Consider the following 21,752-nt stretch of genomic DNA (forward strand, 5'->3'; position numbering starts at 1 on the left):
AAGCGTCGGCCTTGGCGGCTTGAGCTTTTTGAGCGGAAGCTTCTTTCTTAGCTACTTTTTTCTCGGCTTTTTTAGCCTTGTGGATAGCAACCGGGGCGGAAGCAGCAGCTTTTTCAGCGGCGAAGCCGTTAACGGACACCAGGCTGAAAGCAGCGGTCAGAGCAAGCAGAGCCAGCTTTTTCATTTATGAAACTCCTAAGTTTCTTGGATTGGTATGAAAGTGGACACATAGTCCTTTTCAGGCCGAAATGCTAACCATGACAAGGGGCTGAGTCTATGCTCTCTGTGTATCCCAATGTTACGGAATGTACATGAGCGGTGATGACGGGTTTCAGATCGGCCAGCGGAACAGGAAGCGAGCGCCGCCCAGCGGCGAGCTTTCCACTTTGACTTCGCCGCGGTGGGCGCGGGCGATGCCGGCGACGATGGCCAGGCCCAGTCCATGGCCGCCGGTCTTGCGGCCGCGGCTTTCGTCCAGCCGCACAAAGGCGTCGAACACCCGGCCGCGGTCCTGCTCGGGAATGCCGGGGCCGTCGTCGTCCACCATGATGATGCAGTGGCGCTGCTCGACGATGATGCTGGTTTGCACCAGCTGCTTGGCGTGGCGGCGGGCATTGGATAGGAAGTTGTCCAGCACCCGGGTCAGCAGATGTTCGTCGGCGGTGATGGCCAGGCTGGCGCCGGCCGGTTCCAGCCATTGCAGATCCTGCGCCAGCGCCGCTTGTCCGGCGATGCGGTCCTTGGCCCAGGGAATGGCGTCGAAGCTGCTCAGTTGCAACGGCGCCTCCGGGCGGTCCAGCCGCGCGTGCAGCAGCAGTTCTTCCACCAGTTTGTCGATGGCGGACAGATCGCGTTCTATCGCCAGCCGTTCCGGGCTGCTGTCGTCGCCCTCCAGCAGCGCCATCCGGTAGCGCAGCCGCGCCAGCGGCGTGCGCAGCTCATGGGCCACGGCATTGGTCAGCGTTTTCTTGCTATTGATCAGCGCGGCGATATTGTCGGCCATGTGGTTGAAGGCGACGCCCAACTGGCTGACGCCGGAGCGCGGCGGCAGGTCGACGCGGGCGGACAGATTGCCGTTGGCCAGTTTGCCGGCGGTTTGTTCCAGCGCCACCAGGTCGCGCCAGTGCGGACGCATCCACAGGAATACCGGTATCGCCAGCGACAGGCCGATGAAGCCCAGCAGCGCGTAGTCGAACCACTTGAGCTGGTGCAGGAAGAACAGATAGCGCAGCGGGCCGGCCACCAAGAGATAGTTGCTGTCCTCCAGTTTTTGCAGGAACACGTATTTGTCTTCCAGCATCACGATCTCGCCGCGGTCCAGCGCCTGCTTGGATTCGTCGTCCAGCAGATAGCTGCTCATCTTCTCCACTTTGACGCGGAAGGTGAAGCCGTGGTCGGAGTTGGCCAGCGTTTCGCTCCAGCGGTCTTCCGGCACGCCGCGCAGATCGGCCTCGATCAGCGATAGCGTGGTGCGCAGCAGGTCGGACAGATAGCGCTCGCCCACGTCGTCCACCGCCTGTTTGTAGACCGCGCCCACCAAGACCACCGCCACCAGGAAACAGGTCATCAATAGCAGGTAGAACTGGATGAACAATCGGCGCATGCGCGCTTACTCCCAGCCGGACAGGGAGAACAGATAACCGCGGTTGCGCACCGTCTTGATGCGGAACGGTTCGCTGGGGTTGTCGCCCAGTTTCTTGCGCAGTCGCGAAATCGCCACGTCTATGCTGCGGTCCAGCCCATCATAGCTGACGCCGCGCATTTCCTTGAGCAGGATGTCGCGGTTCAGGGTTTCGCCGGCGTGGCTGGCCAGCAGCCACAGCAGATCGAAGTCCGAGGTGGACAGCGGAATCTTCTCATTGGCCAGCGTCACGTCGCGGCTGATCGGGTCTATCGTCAGTTGGCCGAACACCGCTTTGCGGGTGCCGGATTTGGCGGCTGGCGCCTCGGTAGCGGTGGTCGGGCGCAGATTGCGCAACTGGGCGCGCAGTCGCGCCACCAGCACTGATGGCGGCGTGGTTTTGAGGATGTAGTCGTTGGCGCCCAGTTCCAGGCCCAGGATCTGGTTCATATCGCTGTCCAGCGAGGTCAGCATGATGATGGGGCCGTCGAATTTGGGACGGAGCTCGCGGCAGATGGACAGACCGTCCTTGCCGGGCAGCATGATGTCCAGCAGCACCAGGTCCGGCGCTTCGCGGGCGATGGTGTCCAGCGCGGCATCGCCGCGCGCCTCCACCACCACTTCCATTTCATGGCGGGACAAAAAATCGCTGATCAATTCGGCCAGGTCGGCGTCGTCTTCTACAAACACGATGCGGTGAGTCATGCCTTGGCATCCATCCAGTTTCAGAGTCAATCCGCGAAGTATCGCCCGAGCCGCCGCGCGCTTCAACTGCAAGCAGGGTCAGGAAGGTCTGGCCGGCGCGCCGCGCGCAGGCGTTTTCCGTTTCGAAGCGGAAAATCCGCCGGTCCACAGTTGCGTGTTCCTTGATTACAGTTTCCGGACATCGCCAACCGTTTTGCAAAGGAAATCTTCATGAACGATCAAGTTAGTCCGGCCGCGGCCACCCCGGCCGCGATCCGCCTGCTGGCGGACCAGGTGCTGGCCCGGATTCCCGCCTTGCTGGACGCGGCCGGCAAGTTTCTGACCGAGGTTCAGCAACAGAAGCTGGATTCGCACGTGCTGGCGATGGCGCGCCGCTCGCTGACCGGCGAGGGGCTGCCGGATTTCGACAAGAGCCTGTTCGACGAGATTTCCGACACCACGCGGCGTTTATCCGCCGCGGTGGTGGCCCTGTTCGGCAATTTGCCGGAAGAAGAGGCGCTCTTGCTGTCCATTCACTTCGAAATGGCCAAGAACAAGGCCTGAAGCCTGCTGTGTAGAGAGAGAAAGAGGAGAACGCAATGACGCAGATAACCGTAGTGATTGGCGACCGCCTGGGCAAGGGACAGAAAGTGGGCGCGGGCGCCGAGGCCGCCGGCGCGCGCGCGGTGGTGATCGCAGGCATGGCCGCGGACATGAAGCTGGGCGACGTGATGCAGGCGGAGGGCGCGCAGTTGGGCATTTCCTTCTGCGGCAGCGGCGGCGCAGGCGCCATCACCGCGCAGACCAAGTACGGCTACAAGGCCAAGTACGGCATGCGCTCGGTGGAAGAGGGCGTGACCGCGATCGAGGAGGGCTACACCGTGCTCGGTTTCGGCTTCATGGACAAGGAAGAACTGGGGCAGCGGCTGGTGGCGGCCTATCAGAAGAAATACGGCGGCTGAGCGATGCAAAGGCGTTTCGAATCCAGCGTGACGGTCAGCGGCCGCGGCGACAGCAAGGCGCAGGCTTGCGCCGACGCCTTGTCCGGCGTGCAGCGCGCGGTGATGGCGACCGCTAAGCAGGTGCTGCTGCGCATCGAGCCCATGCGCGTGACCGTGGTCGCGGCGGAGGAAGTCCGCCGCCGCGAGCGCTTTCTATTCTTTTTCCTGCCGCGGGACAGGCTCAGCTACGCCGTCACGCTGGAGGTGGAGGTCAGCGTGACCGCGCTGGATATCGAGGCCGTGCCGTTCTCGGTGCGCCAGGTTTAGCGCATCGGCTGTCGTTTCATACCGAGGAGGAAGCCATGCTTCTGATCATTCTTCTCAAGTCGCTGTTGATAGGCGGCCTGGTCGGCGTCGCGGTGGGCGCCGGCGCGGCCCGCATGTTCCACGCGCCGACTTCCCAGGGCATGGGCGCGTTCCGCACCCTGGGCGAGCTCAATTCCTGCGAAGGCGATCCAGCCTCGCATTTTTCCTTCGGCCTGGGCTTCTTCTTCAACGCCTGGGCCTCGTCGGTGGCCGCCGGCGCTTTCACCCAGGACATCGACCATCGCGTGATTCCGCATTGGGGCGCCGCTGCGTTGCTGGCGCGCAACCGCAATGTGGCGGAGACCCTGCACAACCCGCGCAAGATGGCGCTGGTGTGCGGGGTGATAGGCATGCTGCTGGTGGCCTTCCTGAACACCACCGCTTCGGCGGTGCCGGCTTCGCTGCAAATCACCGCGGTCAAGGTCTTGGTGCCCGCGGCCAATCTCTTGGTCAACACCGTGATGCCGGTGATTTTCTGGCTGGCGGCGATTGAGGCCGGCCGGCGTTCCGGTCTGTGGGGCACGGTGTTCGGCGGCCTGGCCCAACTGATCATGGGCAATGCGGTGCCGGGCCTGGTGCTGGGCATTCTGATCGGCAAGGGCGTGGACGAGGGCGGCTGGAACAAGGTGACCAAGCTGATGATGGCGGCCATCGTGGCGCTGTTCGCGCTCAGCGCCTTCTTCCGCGGCTTTGATCTGAAGCTGCTGAGCAGCTTCCACTTGAACGCCCCGTCCTGGCTGGAACTGCTGCACGCCGCCGTGCGCGGCGCTTGAGGCTGAAGGAGAGAATGATGACTGAACAAGCACAAGCCGGCGGCTTCTGGCTGGCGGACTGGTCTTTTCCCTTGCTGGTGGGGCTGTTGTCCGCCGGCGTGTTCGCCGGCACGCATATGTATTACGTCTACGGCATCGGCGCCTTCAACGAGGTGGCCTTCGTGTCGATGCTGCGCGCCGGCATGGATACCGGCGTCTATGGAGCGGTGGCCGCCTTTGGCGCCAGCTTTTTGTTCGCCCGGGTGATTGAGGGCTCGCTGGTGGGCATTCTGGACATCGGCGGCGCCATCATGACCGGCGTCGGCCTTGGCATTCCGGCGATGTTCCTCGGTGCCGGCATCTTGTTCCCGGTGGAGAACTTCGGAGCGGCGCTGGCCACCGGCATGGTGATCGGCTTGCTGATCGGCGCGGTGATCGTTTTCGCGCGCAAATTCACCATCAACCAGGGCAATTCCACTTACGGCGCCGACGTGATGATGGGCGCGGGCAATTCCTCCGGCCGTTTCCTCGGTCCGCTGATCATCCTGTCGGCGATGGCGGCGTCGATTCCCATCGGCGTCGGTTCGCTGCTGGGCGCGCTGGTCTTCTATCTATGGGGCAAGCCCATCACCGGCGGCGCCATCCTGGGTGCGATGCTGCTGGGCACGCTGTTTCCGGTGGCGATTGCATGAGGGGGCGGCGATGGATGACTTGCTGATCAAGAATGCCCTGCTGGCCGACGGCTCGGTGCTGGACATCGCTATCCGTCACGGCAAGATCGCCGGGCTGGGGCGGCTGGATGGCCCGGCCCGGCGCACGCTGCGGCTGGACGGGCGCTGGCGGCTCAGCGCCGGTTGGATAGACGGCCATGTGCATTGCAACCCGGCCTCGCCGATTTATTACGACGAGCCGGACCAGGTGGGCGTGGCCGGCGGTGTCACCACGGTGGTGGACGCCGGCAGTGTCGGCGCCGACGACATTGCCTCCTTCCGAGAACTGGCCGGCGGCTGCCGCACCGATGTGCGCGCCTTGCTGAACATTTCGCGCATCGGCCTTGTCACTCAGCATGAATTGGCCAATCTGGACGACGTCGACGTGGCGCTGGCCGGCGCGGCCATCCGCGCGCATCGCGATTTCATCATCGGCATCAAGGCGCGGCTCAGCGGCAGCGTGGTCGGCGCCAACGGCGTCGCGCCGCTGGCGCGGGCCAAGGAGATACAGCGGCGCTTCGGGCCGCTGCCCTTGATGGTGCACATCGGCAACACCCCGCCGTCGCTGGACGAGATCGCCGAATGGCTGGAGCCGGGCGACATCGTTACCCACTGCTTCAATGGCAAGCCCAACCGCATCCTGGACGCCGCCGGCGCGCTGCGCGCCTCGGTGCGGGCCGCGATCGAGCGCGGCGTGCTGCTGGACGTCGGTCATGGCAGCGCCAGTTTCAGCTTCCGCGTGGCGCGCGAGGCGATGGCGCTGGGCCTGTACCCGGACACCATCAGCTCGGACATCTATTGCCGCAACCGCGTGGCCGGGCCGGTATTCGGCCTGGCGGCGGTGATGTCCAAGTTCCTGAGCCTAGGCATGCCGCTGGAGAGGGTGCTGGACTGCGTGACCCGGAAGCCGGCCGAGGCGCTGGGACTGGGCGGCAAAGGCCGGCTGGAAGTGGGCGCGGACGCCGATCTCACCATTTTCGACATTGAAACTGCGCCGCGGCCGCAGAGCGACAGCGACGGCGACACGCTGACCGGCGTGCGGCACCTGACGCCGCTGGCGGCGGTGGCGGGCGGCGTCTTGCTGCCCACCGAACACGGAAAGGCTTGTCATGTCTTCAATTTATGAGCAGTACCAGCTTAAGCCGGTGATCAACGCTTCCGGCCGCATGACCCTGCTCGGTGTGTCCACGCCGGCGCCGGAGGTGAGGGCGGCGATGGTGCAGGGCCTGGAACGGTATTTCGAGATGAAGGATCTGGTCGACAAGACCGGCGACTATATCGCTCGGCTGCTGCAAGTGGAGGCCGCGACGGTAGTGTCCTGCGCCGCCGCCGGCATCGCCCAGTCCGTGGCCGCCGTCATCGTCCGCGACGATCCGCGCCTGCTGGTGAACCTGCATGCGCAGCCAGTGGCCGGACCGCGCGAGATCGTGCTGCCCAAGGGGCATAACGTCAATTTCGGCGCGCCGGTCGGCACCATGGTGGCGCTGGGCGGCGGCCAGGTGGTGGAAGCCGGCTGGGGCAATGAATGCTCGGCCGCGCAATTGGAAGCGGCGGTCGGCCCCGGCACGGCGGCTATTTTGTATATCAAGTCCCACCACGCCTTGCAGAAAAGCGTGCTCGGCGTGGCCGAGGCCGCCGAGGTGGCGCGCCGCCGGAAGGTGCCGCTGATCGTCGACGCGGCGGCGGAGGAAGACTTGCGCCTCTATTTCCAGCAAGGGGCCGATCTGGTGATCTACAGCGGGGCCAAGGCGATAGAGGGGCCGACCAGCGGCCTGGTGCTGGGCCGCCGCCAGTATGTGGAATGGGTCAAGCTGCAAAGCCAGGGTATAGGCCGGGCGATGAAGGTGGGCAAGGAGGGCATTCTGGGCCTGACGTGCGCGATAGAACGCTATCTGAAGCAGGACAAGGAAAGCGGGGCGGCGATGGCGGAGCGGCTGCGGCCCTTCATCGCCGGGCTGAACCAGTTGGCCGGCGTCAGCGCGCGCCTGGTCTGGGACGCCGCCGGCCGCGACATCGCCCGCGCCGAGATCGCTTTCGACGCCAGCGTCACCGGCGTCAGCGCGGTGGGCGTGGCCGCCGCGCTGAAACAGGGCGAGGTCGCCATTTATTTCCGGGAATACCGGGCCAACGAGGGCAAGCTGGAGGTGGACGCGCGCAGCGTGGACGCCGCTCAGCTGGAACAGATCGGCTCGCGCATCCGCCGCTTGCTGACGGGAGAACAAGCATGAAACTGGAACCCCATTTTTATCAAGACCGCGTGTGCTTGAATGTACTGGCTGGAAGCAAGCACAATGCCCGTCAGATTCATCAGGCGGCGGAAGGCCATGTGCTGGTGGGGGTGCTGTCGAAGAACTACGCCGACGTGGACAGCGCGGTGGCGGACATGCGCGAGTACGCGGCCTTGATAGACAACGCCTTGTCGGTGGGGCTGGGCGCCGGCGATCCGCGCCAGTCCGACATGGTCAGCGCCATTGTCGGCCAGGTGCAGCCGCAGCACGTCAACCAGGTGTTCACCGGCGTCGGCGCCAGCCGCGCGCAGTTGGGCCAGGCGCGGACCGTGGTCAACGGCCTGGTTTCGCCCAGCGGCATTCCGGGCCTGGTCAAGGTGTCCACCGGCCCGCTCAGTGCCGGCGCGCCGGTCTGCGCCGCGCCGGTGGAGACCGCCATCGCCATGCTCAAGGACATGGGCGGCAGTTCGATCAAGTACTTCCCGATGGGCGGGCTGGATTGCCGCGAGGAATACCTAGCGGTGGCGGAGGCCTGCGCGCGCCATGATTTCTGGCTGGAACCCACCGGCGGCATCACGCTGGAGAATTTCAGCGAGATTGTCCGCCTGGCGCTGGACGCCGGCGTGCCCAAGGTGATTCCGCATGTGTACAGCTCCATCATCGACGCGAGCGGCGAAACCCGGCCCGGCGACGTGGAGCGGTTGTTGTCGATGGTGAAAGCCTTGTTGTAGACGCGTCCGGGGAGGCCGGGCGCGGATGGGTTTAAGAAGGAGGCTCATGGTCAAATTCCCCTATCAGCGGCTGGCCCAGGCCTTTGCCGCGCTGCAGGCGGAAGCGCTGCCGCAGGAGGAACTGGCGCGCCGGCTGGCGGTATCCACCCGCACCGTGCGCAACGACATCGAGGCGCTCAACGCCATACTGGCCGAGCACGGCGCGCGCTTCGTGCTCAAGCGCGGCGAGGGCTACCGGCTGCAGACCGAGGACCCGGAACGCTTCCAGCGCGTGCGGTCGCAGTCCGGCTCCGGCCGTGCCATTCCGCGGCAGGCCGGGGAGCGGGTGCAATACCTGCTGGCGCAGTTTCTCGGTTCCGCCTACGCCTTGAAATTGCAGGACCTGGCCGATGCCTGGTGCGTCAGCCGAGCCACCTTGCAGGCCGATATGGCCGAGGTGCGCGAGCGCCTGGCCGGCTATGGCTTGAGCATAGAGGCCAAGCCGCATTACGGCATGAAGCTGCTGGGCGCGGAATCCTCCATCCGCGTCTGCCTCAGCGATCTGTTGGCGCAGCTGGCGGCGGAGCGGGCGGACCATCCGCTGTTAAACGGCGATCCGGTGCTGAGCGACGCGCTGGCGACGGTGCGCGCCAGCTTGCCCGGCTGTCTGAGCCGCGCCGGCGTCCGCCTCAGCGACGACGGCGCCCAGTTCCTGAGCTTTTATTGCGCGGTGGCGGCCAAGCGCATCGTCGACGGTTTTCCCCTGCAGGATTTCTGCGGCGAGGAAACGCCGCCGGCGGCGGAGCAGGCCGCGCGCCACATCGCCGGCCTGCTGCGGCGCATGAGCGGGGTGGAGATCGCCGCCGCCGAGCAAGCCTTTCTCTGCGTCAATATCGCCGCGCGCAGCTTGGGCGGCTTGCTGCCCAGCGCGATCAACGCCGACGACGCCGACGCGCTGGTCCGCTACATCCTTGACTACATCAACCGCCATTACCGCTACGATCTGCGCGAGGATAGGCAATTGCGCGACGATCTGGTCACCCACGTCAAAACCATGATCACCCGGGTGCGCTACCAGATCAATCTGCCCAATCCAGTGCTGGCCGACATCAAGCAGCATTACGCGCTGGCCTACGACTTCACGCTGGCGGCGGTGTCGAGCTGGGCCAAGCACTCGCCGTACCGGATCTCGGAAAACGAGATCGGCTACCTGGTGCTGCATATCGGCGTGGGGCTGGAGCGTCATTACCAGATCGGTTATCTGCGCCGGCCGCAGGCGCTGCTGGTGTGCGACGGCGGCAACGCCACGCTGCGTACGCTGGAGGCGGTGTTGCAACGCCGTTTTCCGCAGCTTGAGGTGTGCGCCGCCTTGTCCTGTCAGGAATACGAGGCGCTGGAGCATGTGGCCGCCGACTTCGTGGTGTCCACGGTGCGGCTGGAGGACAAGCGCAAGCCGGTGGCGCTGTTGTCGCCGTTTCCGTCGGATTACCAGCTGGAGCAACTGGCGCGGCTGGTGGCGGTGGATCGTACCCGGCCCTATATGCTGGAGCGCTACTTTTCCGCCCAGCATTTCTGGGTGGCGGAACCGGGGCTGAGCCAGCAGGCCTTGTTCGAGCGCGTTTGCGGACAGCTGCGCGAGGAGGGCTATGTCGATGCCGATTTCCTGCCCTCGGTGCGCGAGCGCGAGGACATTCTCAGCACCATGCTGGGCGACGGCATCGCCTTGCCGCACTCGCTGGGCTTGCTGGCGCGCAAGACCACGGTATGCACCATCATCGCGCCGCACGGCGTCGCTTGGGGCGAGGGCGGCGCGGCGCGGGTGATCTTCCTGCTGGCGATCAGCAAGACCGAGTACGAGGAGGCGATGGCGATCTACGATCTGTTCGTGTCCTTCATGCGCCAGCGCGCCGCGGCGCGGCTGGCGGAGAGTCGGGATTTCGAGCAATTCCTGCGCAACGCGCTGCTGTGTCTGGGCGGCGACTGAGAGTCGTTCCGGCGCTCGCCGCTTCTTTCCCGGTTATCCCGCGGCATGGTGAGGTCTTCGTCGCCGCGCTTCGCGGTGAGCTATAGGAATTGCTTGATTGATTTGTTGTGGTTTGTGTTGAATCGCGTTGTTTTTGTGCACCGCAAGAGCGCGAGTTCCGGTTTTTTTGTAACAGATTGAAACTGTGCATAGGTTCGAGTATTTACTTCATGCGTTCGTTCTAGAACAAGATGGGGCTGCGCTTCGGGGAACTTTCTGTCCTTGATCCAAGACAATTCGCTTAGCATTTGTCTGGATTTCGGGTCTGATCCAGATCAAACTTGCCCTTGAAACTTGGTGGCGAACTGTTTTTTAATAGGCCCGCCTGGCTTTCTGAACCGGGATCTCCCGCACGACACATGCGCTGTTTCAGGCCTTTCGCGCCCGCCGGAACCCGCATCGCCGCCCGAGGGTTCACCGGCCTGTCAGCGTTGCGATGCCGGCATTGGCGCCGCCCTTGTGGCCGCTCCGCTGTCGCGCCATCCACTCGGGACGACTCGCGTCGTCCCTGTCGATTGATCATGCCGAACTTTCGATTTTGATCAGCTCGCGCTGCGATTTCCGCATTGCCTTTTGTTATGACAATGTAATTTTGCGTGGTCGTCGACCTTGCAAGGATTTGCCGTTGCCGTCCGGTCATGCACCGGACCTGGATTGCTGTTGCCGGGGCGAATGGCGCGCAAGCGCTCGCGCCCGGGCGCGATAACAAGAATGTTCAACCCGTAAAGTCGTTAATGATGAGAAACCAAAGACCCTCACGCCTGTGGCGGGGACTTGCTGTAGCTTCGGCGCTGCTGCTCGCCGGGTGTCAAGGCGGAATCCTTGATCCCAAGGGCCCGGTGGCGGCGGAGCAGAAGTCCCTGATCATCACGGCAACCGCGCTGATGCTGCTGGTGGTCATCCCGGTGATCGTGATGACCCTGTTCTTCGCCTGGAAATACCGCGCCAGCAACAAGGACGCCGCCTACGAGCCGAAATGGTCGCACTCGACCAAGATCGAGCTGGTGGTCTGGCTGATCCCCTGCATCATCATCGCCTTCCTCGCCGTGCTGACCTGGCAGACCACCCACAAGCTGGATCCGTACCGCCCGCTGGATTCGGAGCAGAAGCCGATCGAGGTGCAGGTGGTGGCGCTGAACTGGAAATGGTTGTTCATCTACCCGGAGCAGCAGATCGCCACCGTCAATGAACTGGCCTTCCCCAGCAATGTGCCGGTGAATTTCAAGATCACTTCCGACGCGGCGATGAATTCCTTCTTCATCCCGCAACTGGGCGGTCAGATCTACGCGATGGCCGGCATGCAAACCCAATTGCACCTGCTGGCGCACGAGCCGGGCGTGTACAAGGGTTTCTCCGCCAATTACAGCGGCGCAGGCTTCTCCGGCATGAAGTTCAATGCCGTCGCCACCAAGACGCTGGCCGAGTTCGAGGCCTGGGTCGCCAAGGTCAAGGCTTCCGGCAAGGCGCTGGACGTGAACGGCTACCGCGGCCTGGTGCTGCCGAGCGAGAAGAATCCGGTGGCCTATTACAGCGCCGTCACCCCCTATCTGTTCCAGGGCGTGCTGCACAAATACATGAGCGGCCGCACCTCGTTGGCCGCTACCGAGGCCGACGTCAAACTGGCCGCGCTGGCGAAAAGCCTGTGCGAGCCGCTGACGGTGAAGGAGTAATCAAGACATGCTGTTAGGCAAACTGACGCTGGACGCCATCCCCTTCCACGAGCCCATCATCATGGGCGCGTTGGGTGGCGCCGGCCTGATCGGGCTGATGCTGGTGGCCCTGATCACCAAGATGGGCAAATGGGGTTATCTGTGGACCGAGTGGCTGACTTCGGTCGACCACAAGAAGATAGGCGTGATGTACATCATCGTCGCCATGATCATGCTGCTGCGCGGCTTCGCCGACGCGCTGATGATGCGCGCGCAACTGGCGATGGCCACCGGCGGCGCGCATGGCATCTTCCCGCCTGAGCACTACGACCAGATCTTCACCGCCCACGGCGTGATCATGATCATCTTCATGGCGATGCCGTTCATGACCGGCCTGATGAACATCGTGGTGCCGCTGCAGATCGGCGCGCGCGACGTGGCCTTCCCCTTCCTGAACTCGCTGAGTTTCTGGCTGCTGGTGGCCGCGGTGATCCTGGTCAACCTGTCGCTGGGCGTGGGCAACTTCGCCCGCACCGGCTGGGTGGCTTATCCGCCGCTGGCCGGGCTGGCCTTCAGTCCGGACGTGGGGGTGGATTACTACACCTGGGCCTTGCAGATATCAGGGATAGGAACGACGCTGACGGCGATCAACTTCCTGGTCACCGTGATCAAGATGCGCGCCCCCGGCATGAAGCTGATGGAAATGCCCATCTTCACCTGGACCTGCACCTGGGCCAATGTGCTGATCGCCACCTCCTTCCCCATCCTGACCGGCGCGCTGGCCATGCTGAGCCTGGACCGCTACCTGGACTTCCATTTCTTCACCGCGGAAGCCGGCGGCAACGCGATGATGTATCTGAACCTGTTCTGGGCCTGGGGCCATCCCGAGGTCTATGTGCTGGTGCTGCCCGCCTTCGGCATTTTCTCCGAAGTGGTGTCCACCTTCACCGGCAAGCGCCTGTTCGGCCACAAGTCCATGATCTACGCCAGCGGCGCGATCTCCATTCTGGGCTTCATGGTGTGGCTGCACCACTTCTTCACCATGGGCTCCGGCGCCAGCGTCAATGCCTTCTTCGGCATCGCCACCATGATCATTTCGATCCCGACCGGGGTGAAGCTGTTCAACTGGCTGTTCACCATCTACCGCGGCCGCCTGCGCTTTGAACCCCCCATCCTGTGGACGCTGGGCTTCATGGTCACCTTCTCCATCGGCGGCATGACCGGCGTGCTGATGGCGGTGCCGGGCGCGGACTTCGTGCTGCATAACAGCCTGTTCCTGATCGCCCACTTCCACAACACCATCATCGGCGGCGCGGTGTTCGGCTACCTGGCCGGCTTCACCTTCTGGTTCCCGAAAGTGTTCGGCTTCAAGCTGAACCCGAAACTGGGCAAGGCCTCGTTCTGGTTCTGGCAGATCGGCTTCATGTTCGCCTTCATGCCGCTGTACGTGCTGGGCTTCCTCGGCATGACCCGCCGCCTGAACTACACCACCAATCCGGAATGGGAGCCATGGCTGTACCTGGCGCTGTTCGGCGCGCTGTTGATCGCCTGCGGCATCGCCTGCCAGTTGCTGCAGATCGTGGTCAGCATCCGCGACCGCAAGCAGTTGGCCGACGTCAGCGGCGACCCGTGGAACGGCCATACCCTGGAATGGTCCACCTCGTCGCCGGCGCCGTTCTACAACTTCGCCAAGCTGCCGGTGGTGCATGACATCGACGCCTTCACCGACATGAAGGAAAAGGGCGTGGCCTACGCGGTGCCCAAGTCCTACGAACCCATCCACATGCCGCGCAACACCGCGGTGGGTCTCTATATCGGCGGCTTCACCACGGTGCTGGGCTTCGCTCTGATCTGGCATATCTGGTGGCTGGCCATCGTCGGCCTGGTGGGCATCATCGGCTGCATGCTGGCGCGCGCTTACGACAACGACCTGGACTACTACGTGCAGCCGGAGGAAGTGGAAGCCATCGAGCGCGAGCGTTTCGAAAAACTGGGCATCGATGTGGACAACTACTCCGAGCGTGAGCCGGCCCAGCCGCAAAAAGCCGCGCGTCCGACGACCACCGCGTAAGGGCTGAATCCGACATGACGACTTATGTAAAAGACGCGCACGCAGCGCACGACGACCACGAGCACCACGACAGCGGTTCGCAAACCGTACTGGGCTTCTGGTTCTACCTGATGACCGACTGCATCCTGTTCGCCAGCGCGTTCGCGGCTTATGCCGTGCTGTTCCGCAATGTGGCGGAAGGCGTGTCCGGCAAGGAGATCTTCGATCTGCAATACGTGCTGGTGGAGACCGCGGCGCTGCTGCTGTCCTCCATCACCTACGGCTTCGCGATGATCGCCGGTCAGAAGGGCAATAAATCCGCGGTGCTGGGCTGGCTGGGCATGACCTTCCTGTTCGGTGCCGCCTTCATCGGGCTGGAAATCAATGAGTTCCATCACCTGATCGCCGAGGGCCATGGCCCGCAGGTCAGCGCCTTCCTGTCGGCCTTCTTCGGCCTGGTGGGCCTGCACGGCCTGCACGTGACCGCCGGCCTGATCTGGATGGCGGTGATGATGGTGGAAGTGGCCAAGACCGGTCTGACCGGTCGCGCGATGACACGTCTGAACTGCCTGTCGCTGTTCTGGCACTTCCTCGACATCGTGTGGATCTGCGTGTTCACCGTCGTCTACCTGAAAGGAGCCATGGGATGAGCCAGGCACATCAACACGCCGCGCACGGCAGCGTGAAAAGCTATCTGATCGGCTTCCTGCTGTCGGTGGTGCTCACCGCCATTCCGTTCTGGATGGTGATGGGCGGCGCCTTCACGCCGCAGGCGACGGCGATCGGCATCTTCGCGCTGGCGGTGGTGCAGATCGTGGTGCATCTGAAGTATTTCCTGCATCTGGACTTCAGCAAGGAGGGCAAGCTCAACACCATGTCCTTCCTGTTCACCGGCATGGTCATCGTGCTGCTGGTCGGGCTGTCGATCTGGATCATCTACACCGCCGACGCGCTGATGATGCGCTGAGGCGGAGCTGAGAGACCGTCTTGAAATTCAAGCGTTATCTGCAGGTGACCAAGCCGGGCATCATCTTCGGCAACCTGATCTCGGCCGTCGGCGGTTTCCTGCTGGCGGCCCAGGGCCGGGTTGACTGGAGCTTGCTGCTGGCCACCCTGGCCGGCCTCTCGCTGGTGGTGGCGTCCGGCTGCGCGATCAACAACTGCATAGACCGGGACATCGACGCCAAGATGGCCCGCACCCGCAAGCGGGTGCTGGTCACCGGCGCGATGAGCGCGCGGGCGGCGATGGCCCATGGCCTGCTGCTCGGCCTGGCCGGCTTCTACGCGCTGTGGCGCTGGACCAATCCGCTGGCCTTCGGCTGCGTGTTGTTCGGCTTCGTCATCTATGTGGGGGTGTACAGCCTCTATATGAAGCGCCATTCGGTGTACGGCACCTTGGTGGGCAGCTTGTCCGGCGCGGTACCGCCGGTGGCCGGCTACTGCGCGGTGACGGGGCGTTTCGACGCCGGCGCGGCCATCCTGCTGCTGATGTTCTGTCTGTGGCAGATGCCGCATTCCTACGCCATCGCCATCTTCCGCCTGCAGGATTACCAAGCGGCGGGGATTCCGGTGTTGCCGGTGGTCAAGGGCATTTCCAGCGCCAAGCGCCAGATCGTGCTCTACATCCTGGCCTTCGGCGCCGCCACCGCGATGTTGGCCTTCGGCGGCTACGCCGGCTACGGCTATCTGGCGGTGGCCGGAGCCACTAGCCTGTGGTGGCTGAAGATGGCTTTGGCCGGCTACAAGAGCAGCACCGATGACCGCGTCTGGGCGCGTCAGCTGTTCTTCTTCTCCATCATCACCATCACCGCGCTGTCGGTGATGATGGCGGTGGACTTCCGGCAGCCGGAGCGGCAGCAGCTGGCCTGGCTTAGCGTGCCGGCTCAGTCCTGAATGCCAGCAAGCCAACACAAAGCGCGGGCCGTGGCCCGCGCTTTTTTCATGGCGGAGTGGCTAGAAGCCGATCAAGCCTCGTCGGCCGCGATGCTGGCCAGCACTTGGTCGGCGGCGACGATGTCGCCCACTTGGCAATGCAGCGCGCTGACGACGCCGGCGCGCGGCGCGTAGATGCGGTTTTCCATCTTCATCGCCTCGACGATGGCCAGCACCTGATTGGCCTCCACCCGCTGATTGACCGCCACCGGCAGCGCCACCACCGTGCCCGGCATCGGCGAGGCCACCCGCTGGCCGGCGTCGGCGTCCGCCTCGGCGGCTTCCGGCTGCTCCGCCTGCAAGCGCAGGCGATGGCCGCCCACGGTCAATTCCATGTCATCGCCGCAGGGCAGGGCGCTCCATTGCCGTCCGTCCACCTCGCCGCGCCATAGCTCGCCGTCGCGGCGCAGTTCCACTCGCAGGCTCCGTTCCGCCACCGCCGCGCGGACCTGGGGGCCTGAGCGTTCCAGCAAGCGCGCCTGCCAGCGCGAGGCGCCGGCGCGATAGCTCAGCCGGCCCAAGGGAGCGTCCGGGTCCAGCGCGGCGCGGTCGTGCGGGCCGACGCCGCCCTGCCAGGGCGAGGACGATTCGACGCAGGCCAGGACCAGATCGATGGCGGCGGCGCAGGCGACGGCCTCGGCCTGCGGCGCGGCTTCCGGCGCGGCGGCGAGCTGGTCGACCAGATGGGTGTCCAGTTGGCCGGCCCGCACCCGCGGTTCGCGCAGCAGCCGCTCGATGAAGCCCAGATTGGTGCTCAGGCCCGGCAGCGCGGTGTCGCGCGCGGCGGCTTGCAGCGCGTCCAAGGCCGCGGCGCGGCTGCCGCCGTGGGCGATCAGCTTGGCCAGCATCGGGTCGTAGAAAGCCGGCACCTCGCCACCGTCGCCGTCGAAGGCCGCGTCCACGCGGCAGCCTTGCGGCCAGCGCGCCAGCAGCGCCTTGCCCGGCATGGGCGCGAACTCGCGCAGCGGGTCTTCGGCATAGACCCGGCATTCGATGGCGTGGCCGTCGGCGCGGATCTCCTCTTGGCGCAGCGGCAGGGCTTCGCCGGCGGCGACGCGCAGCTGCCATTCCACCAAGTCCAGGCCGGTGACGGCCTCGGTGACCGGGTGTTCCACCTGCAAGCGGGTGTTCACCTCCAGGAAATAGAATTGGCCATCCGGCGCCAGGATGAATTCAAAAGTGCCGGCGTTTTGGTAGCCGATGGCCGCCGCGCCGCGCACCGCGGTGTCCAGCAGCGCGGCGCGGGTGGCTGCCGGCATCGCGCAGGCCGGCGCCTCCTCGATGATTTTCTGATGGCGGCGCTGCAAGGAGCATTCGCGTTCGAACAGATGCGCCACATTGCCGTGACGGTCGCCGAACACTTGCACTTCCAGGTGGCGCGGCCGCGCGATATAGCGCTCCACCAGCAGCCGGCCGTCGCCGAAGCTGGAGCGGCCGACGCGCACCGCGGCGTCCACCGCCTCGCGCAGCGCGGCTTCTTCCCACACCACTTGCATGCCCTTGCCGCCGCCGCCGGCCACCGGCTTGAGAATGACCGGATAGCCGATCTCGGCGCAGCTCTCCAGGATCAGGCCGTAGGATTCAGTGGCTTCCGCCGAGCCCGGCGTCACCGGCACGCCCGCCGCCGCCATCAATTGACGCGCGCGCGCCTTGTCGCCCATCTGGGCGATGGTGTCGGCGTCGGGGCCGATGAAGACCAGGCCGGCGGCGGTCACCGCGCGGGCGAAGTCGGCGTTTTCCGACAGGAAGCCGTAACCGGGATGGATGGCCTCGCAGCCGCTGTCCAGCGCCGCGGCGATGATGGCCTCGCCGTTCAGATAGCTGGCGCTGGCCGGGGCCTCGCCTATCCAGCGCCGCTCCGCCGCGCCGTCCAGGTGCGCGGCGCCGGCGTCGGCCGTGGAGTAGACGGCGACATGCTCGATGCCGAGCCGTTGGCAGCTGCGGGCGATGCGGCGCGCTATCTCGCCGCGGTTGGCGATCAAAATTCGTTTGAACATGGTGTTTACATCCTGAATACGCCGAAGCGGGTGTCTTGGACCGGGGCGGCGGCGGCCAGCGCCAGGCTGAGCGCCAGCCATTCTCGGGTCTGGGCCGGGTCGACGATGGCGTCTACCCACATGCGGGCCGCCACGTACAGCGCCTGGCCCTGGCGCTCGTAGGCGTCGCGAATCGGCCGCTTGAAGTTTTCCTCTTCTTCTGGCGTCCAGGCCTTGCCCTGTTTTTCCAATTGCTCGGCGCGGATCAGCGCCAGCACCGTCGCCGCCTGTTCGCCGCCCACCACCGTGGTCTTGGCGTTGGGCCACATCGCCATCAACTGCGGGCCGATGGCGCGGCCGCACATGGCCAGATTGCCGGCGCCGTAGCTGCCGCCGATCAGGATGCTGAACTTGGGCACGCGGGCGCAGGAGGCGGCGTTGACCATCTTGGCCCCGTGCTTGGCGATGCCGCCGGCCTCGTATTCCGCGCCCACCATGAAGCCGTTGATATTGTGTAGGAACAGTAGCGGAATACCGCGTTGAGCGCAGAGTTCGATGAAGTTTGCCGCTTTTTGCGCGCTTTCCGAGAACAACACGCCGTCGTTGATCAGCACGCCCACCGGATAGCCGCCGATGTGGCCGGTGCCGCACAAAATGGTGGTGCCGAAACGGGCGCGGTATTCGGCGAAGGCAGAGTCGTCCAGCAAGCGAGCCAGGATTTCCCGCGCGGGTATATGTTCGCGCGGGTTGGCGCTGACGATGCCGGCCAGTTCCGCCGGATCGTAACGCGGAGGTTGCGGCGCTTGCGGCGGCGCGTACTGCCGGCCGCGGCCGCGGCGCGCGACGATGTCCCGCATCAGCCGCAGCGCGTGTTCGTCGCTGAGTGCGTAGTGGTCCGCCACCCCGCTGTCGCGGGCGTGCACATCGGCGCCGCCCAGGGTTTCCGCGTCCACGATCACTCCGGTGGCGGCGCGCACCAGTTGCGGGCCGCCCAGGAAGATGGAACCGTTGCCGCGCACGATGATGGTTTCGTCACTCATCGCCGGGATGTAGGCGCCGCCGGCGGTGCAAGAGCCGAGCACCGCCGAGATCTGTGGCAGGCCCAGCGCCGACATCTCGGCGATATTGCGGAAGATGCGGCCGAAGTGCTGCTCGTCCGGGAAGATGTCTTCCTGCAAGGGCAGGTAGACTCCGCCTGAATCCACCAGATAGAGGCAGGGCAGGCCTTGCTCTCGGGCGATCTGCTGGGTGCGCAGATGCTTGCGCAGCGTCAGCGGGTAATAAGTGCCGCCCTTGACCGAGGCGTCGTTGGCGAACACCGCCACCGCGTGGCCGGCGACGATGCCGATGCCGGTGACGATGCCGGCGCAGGGCACCGCATGGTCGTAAACGTCGTGGGCGGCCAGCTGGCCGATCTCCAGAAAGGGCGTGCCGGGGTCCAGCAGCAGCGACAAGCGCTCGCGCGGGGACAACTTGCCCTTGGCCGCCTGTTTGGCGCGCGCCTCCGGGCCGCCGCCTTGCAGCGCGGCGTCTTGGGCGGCGGCGATGCGCTCGCGCAACTGACGGTAGGCTTCGGCATTGCGTTCAAACGTCTCGCCGGAGGCCGGAACGCGGGATTCGATACGGGACATGAATGAGCTTCCTTGATTCAGGCGGCGCGCGCGCGCACCTTGAACAGCACTTGCGACAGGGTCAACATGCCCAGGGCGGCCACCGCCAGCGTCCAGGCGCCGTCATGATGCAGCAGCACCGAAACGGTGGCGGCGATGCCGGCCAAGCCCTGCTGCAGGAAGCCGCACAGCGCCATCGCGTGCGCGCCGTGTTCCTTGGCGTCGCTGACGGCGGTGGCCATGCTGTTGGGGAACAGCACCGCCTGGCCGAAAATGGTCAGGCAGTACAGGCCGATGAACAGCCACAGGCCGGGCAGACGCTCCAGCAGGCCCAAGTGCCAGCCCAGCAGCATGGCCAGCGTGGCCGCGGCCAGCAGCGCCGCGCCGGCGCGCATCAGGCGCAGCCCGCCCACGCGGGCCACCAGGCGGTTCACCACCATGGCGCCGCTGAAATAGGACAGGCCGATCAACAGGCCGACATTGCCGAAGCCGGCCACCGGCAGGCCGAAGTGCTCCTGAAACACGAAGGGGCTGACTTCTTGCAAGGTCACCGTGGTGGCGAAGCCCAGACCGCCGGCACAGGCCGGCCACAGAAAGCCGGGGCGGCGCAGAATGCTCCAATATGGACTGGGGCCGGAGGCCGCCGCGGCCGGGCGGCCTGCTTGCAGCGGCAGGCCCATGCTCAGCAGCGCCGCCGCGACGCCGGTGGCCGCCATCAAGGCGAAGCCGGCTTCCCAGTGGCTGTATTTGCCGATCAGGCCGCCGATGAACTGGCCGCCGCCCAGCGCGGTGATGAAGGCGATGGAGAGCACGGACAATTTGCGCGCCAAGTCGTCGCCGCGCCAGTGGTCGCGCACGATGATGCGGGCGATGATGGCCGCGCCGCCACCGGCGATGCCTTGCGCCACGCGCAGCGTCAGCAGCTCGGCGGCACTGGACACGAAGGCGAGCAGCAGGCTGCAGACCACGAACAGCGCCAGCGAAATCAGCAGCGGTCCGCGCCGGCCCCAGCGGTCGGCCGCCGAGCCCCAGAACAGCACCGGCAAGGCCGCGCCCACCACATAGCCGGAAATCGACATCTCCACCAGGCTCTGGCTCATCGCCAGCTCCCGCATCACCGCCGGCAGCGAGGGCAGATACACGGTGGTGGCCATCTGCGCCATGAACACGATCAGGCAGGCCAGCGCCATCAGCCGGCCGGCCGGCAGCGCCGCTTGCGGCGCGGCCAGGGTTTTCTCATTCATGAGCGGCTCGCAGCTGATTGAGGCAGGCGGCGAAGCGTTCTATCTCCTGCGTCGTCATATTGGCGCGGATCATGATGCGCAGGCCGGCGCGGCCCTTGGCGATCACCGGGAAGAAGATGGGCGAGGTGTAGAAACCGTCTTCCAGCAAGCTCTTGGCGTAGAAGATGGTGTTTTCCTCCGAGCCGATGGAGACGAAGCGGATGGGCAGCGGCTCGCCGCTATTGTCCGAGGCCACGTGCTGGTCGAATAGGCGGATATTGTCCTGCAGCCGTTGTTGCAGACGCGGCAGCTCCTCGGAGCGGTGAATGGCCGCCGACTGGATGATGGCGCCCAGGCCGGCGGTGTTGATGCGTTGCGACCAGGTCACCGGCCCGCCGAAGCGGGTGGCCAGCTTGCGGCGCTCCGCGTCGTGGCGCGGGCCCAGGAAGATGGCGCCGCCGGACGCGCCGAAGCCCTTGTTCAGCGAGGTGACGATCAAGGTGCGCTCATTGATGCCGCCCATGGTTTCCAGCACCAGGCCGCGGCCGTGGCGGCCCAGCGTGGACAGGCCATGGGCTTCGTCGAAGAACAGGAACAAGCCGTATTTGTCCTGCAGCGCCAGCAGCTCCGGCACCGGCGCCATGCCGCCGGTGCTGTAGACCCCGTCGGCGACATAGGCCACGCGCGCATGGGTCTTGCACAGGTCTTCCAGCGCGTTCAGATCGTTGTGGCGTATGGTCTGGATCTCGGCCTCGTCGGCGCAGATCGGCTTCATCATGTTCAGGCAGAAGTGGGCGTTCTTGTCGAACACCATCAAGGGCGGCACGTCCTCGGTCAGCGCGCCGGAGGCCAGCAGGGGCAGGGTGGCCGCGGCGGCGGCGGCGCAGGACGGCACGGTCAGCGTTTCCGCGTCCACCAGCTCCGCCAGCGCGTCCTCCGCCTGCTGCAGGATGTCGAACTGCACCCGGATGCGCGAAATCGAGGTGTTCAGCGAGCCGGTGTTCAATACCGCGTCCGCCGCCGCCTGCAGGATGTCCGGGTGCGAGTCCAGGCCCAGATAGGAATAGGACGACATATTGACGAAGCGCTTGCCGTTGGCCACCGCCTCGTGACGGCCGTCGCCCAGGTTGCGGGTGACGATATTGGCCATGCCGGCCTGGGTGGTGATGTTCCAGAAGCTGTTGCTCAACTGGATGGCTTTTTTGATATTGGCGTGTTGATGCATGTTTCCCCCCCTCGTATGGTTTGACGGCGGCCGTCAAGGCCGCCTCGTCCGG

21 protein-coding genes are annotated in these 21,752 nt (G+C 65.3%); 14 read left to right on the top strand and 7 right to left on the bottom strand.

Going from position 1 to position 21,752, the window contains the following annotated elements; genetic code table 11:
- From ACE3QM_RS03495 to rstA, 3 genes are all read right to left on the bottom strand, one after another.
- Positions 1-184 (bottom strand): hypothetical protein (locus ACE3QM_RS03495; protein WP_374420276.1); only part of this gene is annotated, 184 nt, incomplete at its 3' end.
- A 147-nt stretch (positions 185-331) separates the two neighbouring features.
- Positions 332-1,603, bottom strand: coding sequence for a two-component system sensor histidine kinase RstB (gene rstB / locus ACE3QM_RS03500; RefSeq protein ID WP_231461823.1), 1,272 nt, complete (start codon positions 1,601-1,603; stop codon positions 332-334).
- A gap of 6 nt (positions 1,604-1,609) precedes the next feature.
- On the bottom strand, positions 1,610-2,326 hold the full coding sequence (rstA, locus tag ACE3QM_RS03505) for a two-component system response regulator RstA (protein WP_231461822.1): 717 nt from the start codon (positions 2,324-2,326) through the stop codon (positions 1,610-1,612).
- A 210-nt stretch (positions 2,327-2,536) separates the two neighbouring features.
- Between rstA and ACE3QM_RS03510 the strand changes: the two genes are divergently transcribed.
- The 14 genes from ACE3QM_RS03510 to cyoE all read left to right on the top strand — a co-directional run bounded on the left by ACE3QM_RS03510 (position 2,537) and on the right by cyoE (position 15,627).
- Positions 2,537-2,869, top strand: a complete 333-nt coding sequence (locus ACE3QM_RS03510) for a glycine dehydrogenase (RefSeq protein WP_374420279.1) — start codon at positions 2,537-2,539, stop codon at positions 2,867-2,869.
- Between the two features lie 35 nt (positions 2,870-2,904).
- Entirely contained in the window at positions 2,905-3,267 is a 363-nt protein-coding gene (locus ACE3QM_RS03515) for an SFCGS family glycine-rich protein (RefSeq protein ID WP_107800435.1), read from the top strand.
- Between the two features lie 3 nt (positions 3,268-3,270).
- Complete coding sequence (locus tag ACE3QM_RS03520; protein ID WP_231461820.1) at positions 3,271-3,573, top strand: DUF4312 family protein; 303 nt, start codon at positions 3,271-3,273, stop codon at positions 3,571-3,573.
- 35 nt (positions 3,574-3,608) lie between these two features.
- Positions 3,609-4,385, top strand: coding sequence for a DUF4311 domain-containing protein (locus ACE3QM_RS03525; protein WP_231461818.1), 777 nt, complete (start codon positions 3,609-3,611; stop codon positions 4,383-4,385).
- Between the two features lie 17 nt (positions 4,386-4,402).
- A complete protein-coding gene (locus ACE3QM_RS03530; protein WP_048408840.1) occupies positions 4,403-5,056 on the top strand; it encodes a DUF4310 family protein in 654 nt (217 codons plus the stop codon).
- Positions 5,057-5,066: 10 nt separating this feature from the next.
- Positions 5,067-6,200, top strand: coding sequence for an amidohydrolase/deacetylase family metallohydrolase (locus tag ACE3QM_RS03535; protein ID WP_374420282.1), 1,134 nt, complete (start codon positions 5,067-5,069; stop codon positions 6,198-6,200).
- Positions 6,184-7,302: a DgaE family pyridoxal phosphate-dependent ammonia lyase gene (locus ACE3QM_RS03540; RefSeq protein ID WP_374420283.1), complete on the top strand. Its 1,119-nt coding sequence runs from the start codon at positions 6,184-6,186 to the stop codon at positions 7,300-7,302. Before ACE3QM_RS03535 ends, ACE3QM_RS03540 begins: the two co-directional genes overlap by 17 nt.
- Positions 7,299-8,033 (top strand): KDGP aldolase family protein, encoded by a 735-nt coding sequence (locus ACE3QM_RS03545; protein WP_231461810.1) that lies wholly within the window; start codon positions 7,299-7,301, stop codon positions 8,031-8,033. The genes ACE3QM_RS03540 and ACE3QM_RS03545 overlap by 4 nt, the downstream gene beginning before the upstream one ends.
- Positions 8,034-8,079: 46 nt before the next feature.
- Entirely contained in the window at positions 8,080-9,996 is a 1,917-nt protein-coding gene (locus tag ACE3QM_RS03550) for a transcription antiterminator (RefSeq protein WP_374420286.1), read from the top strand.
- A gap of 776 nt (positions 9,997-10,772) precedes the next feature.
- Entirely contained in the window at positions 10,773-11,705 is a 933-nt protein-coding gene (gene cyoA / locus ACE3QM_RS03555; protein ID WP_374420288.1) for a ubiquinol oxidase subunit II, read from the top strand.
- Between the two features lie 7 nt (positions 11,706-11,712).
- Entirely contained in the window at positions 11,713-13,755 is a 2,043-nt protein-coding gene (cyoB, locus tag ACE3QM_RS03560) for a cytochrome o ubiquinol oxidase subunit I (protein ID WP_374420290.1), read from the top strand.
- A gap of 14 nt (positions 13,756-13,769) precedes the next feature.
- On the top strand, positions 13,770-14,384 hold the full coding sequence (cyoC, locus tag ACE3QM_RS03565) for a cytochrome o ubiquinol oxidase subunit III (protein ID WP_231461805.1): 615 nt from the start codon (positions 13,770-13,772) through the stop codon (positions 14,382-14,384).
- On the top strand, positions 14,381-14,701 hold the full coding sequence (gene cyoD, locus ACE3QM_RS03570; RefSeq protein WP_048415419.1) for a cytochrome o ubiquinol oxidase subunit IV: 321 nt from the start codon (positions 14,381-14,383) through the stop codon (positions 14,699-14,701). Before cyoC ends, cyoD begins: the two co-directional genes overlap by 4 nt.
- A 20-nt stretch (positions 14,702-14,721) precedes the next feature.
- Positions 14,722-15,627: a heme o synthase gene (cyoE, locus tag ACE3QM_RS03575; protein WP_374420293.1), complete on the top strand. Its 906-nt coding sequence runs from the start codon at positions 14,722-14,724 to the stop codon at positions 15,625-15,627.
- A 71-nt stretch (positions 15,628-15,698) separates the two neighbouring features.
- On the opposite strand, the gene ACE3QM_RS03580 is transcribed toward cyoE, so the two are convergent.
- The 4 genes from ACE3QM_RS03580 to ACE3QM_RS03595 are packed head-to-tail and all read right to left on the bottom strand — an operon-like array spanning position 15,699 to position 21,700.
- Positions 15,699-17,663 (bottom strand): biotin carboxylase N-terminal domain-containing protein, encoded by a 1,965-nt coding sequence (locus ACE3QM_RS03580; RefSeq protein WP_374420295.1) that lies wholly within the window; start codon positions 17,661-17,663, stop codon positions 15,699-15,701.
- A 5-nt stretch (positions 17,664-17,668) separates the two neighbouring features.
- Positions 17,669-19,273, bottom strand: coding sequence for a carboxyl transferase domain-containing protein (locus tag ACE3QM_RS03585; protein ID WP_374420298.1), 1,605 nt, complete (start codon positions 19,271-19,273; stop codon positions 17,669-17,671).
- A 17-nt stretch (positions 19,274-19,290) separates the two neighbouring features.
- A complete protein-coding gene (locus ACE3QM_RS03590; RefSeq protein WP_374420300.1) occupies positions 19,291-20,496 on the bottom strand; it encodes an MFS transporter in 1,206 nt (401 codons plus the stop codon).
- Entirely contained in the window at positions 20,489-21,700 is a 1,212-nt protein-coding gene (locus ACE3QM_RS03595; RefSeq protein WP_374420303.1) for an aminotransferase class I/II-fold pyridoxal phosphate-dependent enzyme, read from the bottom strand. The genes ACE3QM_RS03590 and ACE3QM_RS03595 overlap by 8 nt, the downstream gene beginning before the upstream one ends.
- Between the last annotated feature and the right edge of the window lie 52 nt (positions 21,701-21,752).

The sequence above is a fragment of the Chromobacterium sp. genome (assembly GCF_041912965.1).
Lineage (GTDB): Bacteria > Pseudomonadota > Gammaproteobacteria > Burkholderiales > Chromobacteriaceae > Chromobacterium > Chromobacterium aquaticum.